The sequence below is a fragment of the Shewanella sp. SG41-4 genome (assembly GCF_014164505.1).
Classification (GTDB): domain Bacteria; phylum Pseudomonadota; class Gammaproteobacteria; order Enterobacterales; family Shewanellaceae; genus Shewanella.
Map to the genome: position 1 here is coordinate 1 of NZ_JACJFI010000271.1, position 5,025 is coordinate 5,025.

5 protein-coding genes are annotated in these 5,025 nt (G+C 40.1%); 1 reads left to right on the forward strand and 4 read right to left on the reverse strand.

What is annotated here, in order from left to right; all coding sequences use genetic code 11:
- Positions 1-82: 82 nt before the first annotated feature.
- A complete protein-coding gene (locus H5202_RS17820) occupies positions 83-2,017 on the reverse strand; it encodes a PrkA family serine protein kinase (RefSeq protein WP_182773251.1) in 1,935 nt (644 codons plus the stop codon).
- A gap of 295 nt (positions 2,018-2,312) precedes the next feature.
- Positions 2,313-2,897 (reverse strand): superoxide dismutase [Fe], encoded by a 585-nt coding sequence (gene sodB / locus H5202_RS17825; RefSeq protein WP_182773252.1) that lies wholly within the window; start codon positions 2,895-2,897, stop codon positions 2,313-2,315.
- A 234-nt stretch (positions 2,898-3,131) separates the two neighbouring features.
- Here sodB and grxD point away from each other — a divergent pair, with 234 nt between their 5' ends.
- Positions 3,132-3,473, forward strand: a complete 342-nt coding sequence (grxD, locus tag H5202_RS17830; protein WP_011637214.1) for a Grx4 family monothiol glutaredoxin — start codon at positions 3,132-3,134, stop codon at positions 3,471-3,473.
- 139 nt (positions 3,474-3,612) lie between these two features.
- On the opposite strand, the gene H5202_RS17835 is transcribed toward grxD, so the two are convergent.
- On the reverse strand, positions 3,613-4,842 hold the full coding sequence (locus tag H5202_RS17835) for a uracil-xanthine permease family protein (protein ID WP_182773253.1): 1,230 nt from the start codon (positions 4,840-4,842) through the stop codon (positions 3,613-3,615).
- A gap of 26 nt (positions 4,843-4,868) precedes the next feature.
- On the reverse strand, positions 4,869-5,025 hold a 157-nt coding region (locus tag H5202_RS17840; RefSeq protein ID WP_272490477.1), incomplete at its 5' end, for a citrate/2-methylcitrate synthase.

Here is a 5,025-nt window from a genome sequence, read left to right on the forward strand (position 1 = left end):
TATCAATAAAATTTGCCATACGCCGCTCCCAAGTCTTATTTTTGGAAGCGCCCTTGCCAGGGACGCTACCAACATTGGGTTTCTAAGAAGATTTACGCACTCTTAAATACCATTCTGACAATAGTCTGACTTGTTTTTTGGTGTAGCCTTTTTCCATCATGCGATTAACAAAATCATCATGTTTACGCTGATCGTCATTCGATGTTTTGCCGTTAAACGAAATCACAGGCAGTAAATCTTCAGTGTTGGAAAACATTTTTTTCTCAATCACTGTGCGTAATTTCTCATAGCTAGTCCACAGAGGATTATTACCTTCATTATTGGCCCGAGCACGTAAGACAAAGTTAACAATTTCATTGCGAAAATCTTTTGGATTACTTATCCCCGCAGGTTTTTCAATTTTCTCCAATTCAGCATTTAAGGCACCACGATCAAAAAGTTGTCCTGTTTCTGGGTCGCGATATTCTTGATCTTGGATCCAAAAATCAGCATAGGTGACATAACGGTCGAAGATATTTTGTCCGTATTCAGAATACGACTCAAGGTAAGCTGTTTGGATTTCTTTACCTATAAACTCAACATATTTAGGGATTAAATAACCTTTAAGAAACTCTAAATATTTCTCACTAATATCGTTAGGAAATTGTTCTTGTTCAATTTGCTTTTCGAGTACATAAAATAAGTGAACTGGGTTTGCGGCTATTTCTGCACTGTCAAAATTAAATACTCGTGACAAAATCTTAAATGCAAATCGGGTCGATAGCCCTTGCATGCCTTCATCTACGCCAGCATAGTCACGGTATTCTTGATAGGATTTTGCTTTCGGATCGGTGTCTTTTAAGCTTTCACCGTTATAGACCCGCATTTTTGAATAAATTGATGAATTTTCGGGCACTTTTAAACGCGATAACACGCTAAATTGTGCCAGGGTTTCTAAGGTACCGGGTGCACAAGATGCAGTGGATAATTCAGAATTGGCCAATAATTTTTGATAAATTTCCATTTCTTCAGATACCCGTAAACAGTAGGGCACTTTGACGATATAGACGCGATCTAAAAACGCTTCGTTATTTTTATTATTCCTAAACGCAGACCATTCAGATTCATTAGAATGGGCCAATATGATACCGTTGTACGGCAAGGCTGATAGACCTTCAGTACCGTTGTAATTGCCCTCTTGAGTCGCAGTCAATAATGGATGAAGTACCTTAATGGGTGCTTTAAACATTTCAACAAACTCCATCAACCCTTGGTTTGCACGACATAAGGCACCTGAATAAGCATAGGCGTCAGCATCATCTTGTGAAAAATGTTCTAACTGACGAATATCAACTTTTCCCACCAAAGCAGAAATATCTTGGTTATTCTCATCTCCGGGTTCAGTTTTAGCAATACCGATTTGATCGAGCACCGATGGATACACTTTTACAACTCTGAACTTTGTGATGTCACCACCATATTGGTGCAAACGTTTTACAGTCCATGGTGACATAATCGTTTTGATATAACGACTCGGGATGTTGTATTCGCTTAGGAGTAGTTCACTGTCTTCTTCAGGATCAAACAGACAAAATGGGTGGTCGTTAACAGGGCTGCGAACCCCATCGGCAGTTAATATGTAAATTGGTACGTGTTGCATTAATGCTTTGAGTTTCTCCGCAAGCGATGATTTACCGCCACCAACAGGGCCTAAGAGATATAATATTTGCTTCGACTCTTCTAAACCTTGAGCAGAATGCTTTAAGTAAGCCACAATTTGTTCAATTGCATCTTCCATGCCATAGAAATCTTTAAATGCTGGATAACTAGCAATAACACGATTAGAGAAAATTCGACTTAAAATTGGATTTTTTGCTGTGTCGATAATCTCCGGTTCACCAATAGCCATGAGTAACCGTTCTGCAGCAGACACATAGGCACTTCTGTCTTGTTTACAGATGTCGAGAAATTGCTCTAAAGTATATTCTTCGTCGCGCTTTTTCTCATAGCGTTGTTGATAGTGTTCAAAAATGCCCATAGTAACCCCCTCAAAACGTACAGTTGCATGACGTAAAAGCCTGAGTGATTAATGCGATGGTCAAAAATGTGATGTTGAATCTGTAGCGCAACATTAGGCTTTACGACTAAAGTGTAGGTCAGGAAAAATAACTTGGCGAAGTTTTAATGAAAAATAAATCAAATAAAAACAACAACAAACAGTAGCAATTGCAATAGTTGCAAAAATAGTCAGATGCTCGACTGCGTACTTTAGGCGGATAAAATGATAAAAAAAGGAGCCAAAAGGCTCCTTTAGTTTTTGCAGTTAATTGACATTAAGCAGCAAAGTTCTTGTTAACAAATTCCCAGTTAACAAGCTGCCAGAAATGAGCTAAATACTCTGGACGTGCGTTACGGTAATCAACGTAGTAAGCATGTTCCCATACGTCTACAGTTAATAGAATCGTAACAGACTCATCTGTTAACGGTGTAGCAGCATTGCTAGTGTTAACAATAGTTAATGAACCATCAGCTTTTTTCACTAACCATGTCCAAGCGCTACCAAAGTTATTTACTGCAGAATCAGTAAATTTAGCTTTGAATTCTTCAAAAGAACCAAATGAAGCATTGATAGCAGCAGCGATATCGCTAGTTGCTTCGCCGCCAGCATTAGGTGCTAAGCAGTTCCAGTAAAAAGTGTGGTTCCAAACTTGAGCCGCGTTGTTGAACATACCGCCAGTTGAAGTTTTTACAACTTCTTCTAGTGTTTTGCCAGCAAACTCAGTTCCTTCAACTAAACCGTTTAGTTTTACCACATATGTGTTGTGATGCTTACCATAATGGAACTCAATAGTCTCTTGAGAAATGTGTGGTTCAAGTGCGTTCTTTGCATAAGGTAATGCTGGTAGTTCGAAAGCCATTAGTATCTCTCCATGGATTCAGGTTATCGTTTTGTTTACCAATCAGGTAACATTGCTCTACTGCTATTGTACTGATTATTTTTGTGATGTGAATCATTGTTTAGGGAATTATGTGGATTGCAGTAATCGATTTTATGGATTTTAGATAAACCCTACAAACTGTGGGATTTTGTTCTTTGTCTAGGTGTCGTACAATAGACTTAATGTGTTCAGTCGTCGTACTTAGGAAATCAAATGGAAACTGTAGAAAAGATTAAGCAGCAAATTAGCGAAAACCCAATTATTGTGTACATGAAAGGTTCACCTAAATTACCAAGCTGTGGATTTTCATCTCAAGTTGCTCAAGTGATGATCAACTGTGGTGAACAATTTGCGTTCGTTGATATTTTACAGCACCCAGATATTCGTGCTGAATTACCAAAATTTGCTAACTGGCCGACATTCCCACAATTATGGGTAGAAGGCGAGTTGATTGGTGGTTGTGACATTATCACTGAAATGTTCCAAAAAGGTGAACTTCAACCAATCATTAAAGCGACTGCAGATAAATTCCGTACAGAAGACGCTGCAGAGTAATGACATATAATTGAGTGCTTAAGGCACTTAATAAAAAGCCCCAAGCCTAAAGGTTGTTGGGGCTTTTTTATGTCGTACTAAATAAGTGCAATTACACTTATTTAGTACAAAGCAGTGCATCCGTGCACCGTGTCAGAAATTACTCTTCTGGTTGTGGTTTTTTCACGGCAGGTAAAATCAAGTTCATCAAAATAGCGACAATACCGCACAAACTGATCCCGGTTAAACTAAACGAGCCAATACCAAAGGCCATTCCGCCAATACCAAACACTAACGTTACCCCGACAATACTAAGATTACGAGGTTCAGATAAATCGACTTGATGACGAATTAAGGTATTTAATCCGACCGCTGCAATCGAGCCAAATAATAAGCACATAATTCCGCCCATTACCGGCACGGGTATGGTTTGCATCATGGCCCCAAGTTTACCTACAAAGGCTAGCGTTATTGCAGTGATGGCTGTCCAAGTCATGATCCGAGGGTCAAAACTTTTTGTCAGTGTAACCGCACCCGTTACTTCACTGTAAGTCGTATTAGGTGGACCACCCAATGCCGAAGCAGCTATCGTGGCAATACCGTCCCCGACAAGGGTGCGATGTAAGCCTGGCTTTTTAAAATAGTCTTTACCCGTCACGTTAGAAATGGCTAAAATATCACCGATGTGTTCAACCGCTGGAGCAATGGCTACAGGGATCATAAACAAAATCGCATGCCAGTTAAATTCAGGAGCAACAAAGTTTGGCATAGCTAACCAAGCGGCTTGGGTAACAGGGGTGAAATCGACAACATCAAAGGCTAAGCTCACACCATAGCTAACTAAAATACCCGCAAGAATAGGCATTAACCGGACCAATCCTTTAGCAAAAATCGCGACGATTATGGTGGTCATTAATGCCGAAAGTGAAATCATTAGCGCGACATTTTGCTCTACGATGATCACACTTCCATCGCCACTTTTACCTAATGCCATATTGACGGCTACAGGTGCTAAGCCTAAGCCAATGATCATAATGACTGGGCCGACAACAACCGGTGGTAATAAAGTATGTATAAATCCAGTGCCACGAAGCTTTACCGTTAATCCAAGTAGCATATACACCACGCCAGCTGCCATTATACCGCCCATGGTGGCAGGAATACCCCATGTTTGTACGCCATATAAAATGGGCGCGATAAAGGCAAAAGAAGATGCTAGGAATACAGGAACTTGCCGTTTAGTGACTAATTGAACCAGTAGGGTACCGAAACCGGCAGTAAATAAGGCAACACTAGTGTCTAAACCGGTTAATAACGGCATTAGTACGAGTGCACCAAAAGCGACAAAAAGCATTTGTGCGCCTTGAAGCGGAATTAACACGCGTTTCATATTGTTCTCCATCATTATTTAGAAAGTTAGCGTGTGATTAAACGGCGCGAATTGTCATTGTATAACTGACGTGGACGGCTAATTTTGTGGCCTGGTTGATCTAACATTTCTTTCCAATGTGAAATCCAACCAACAGTACGAGACAGTGCAAATAACACTGTGAACATATCATTAGGGATACCA

Bases quoted from the DNA above. Each gene is read 5' to 3' on its own strand.
- sodB (WP_182773252.1), bottom strand. From the start codon at position 2,897: ATGGCTTTCGAACTACCAGCATTACCTTATGCAAAGAACGCACTTGAA.
- H5202_RS17835 (WP_182773253.1), bottom strand. From the start codon at position 4,842: ATGAAACGCGTGTTAATTCCGCTTCAAGGCGCACAAATGCTTTTTGTC.
- grxD (WP_011637214.1), top strand. From the start codon at position 3,132: ATGGAAACTGTAGAAAAGATTAAGCAGCAAATTAGCGAAAACCCAATT.
- H5202_RS17820 (WP_182773251.1), bottom strand. From the start codon at position 2,017: ATGGGCATTTTTGAACACTATCAACAACGCTATGAGAAAAAGCGCGAC.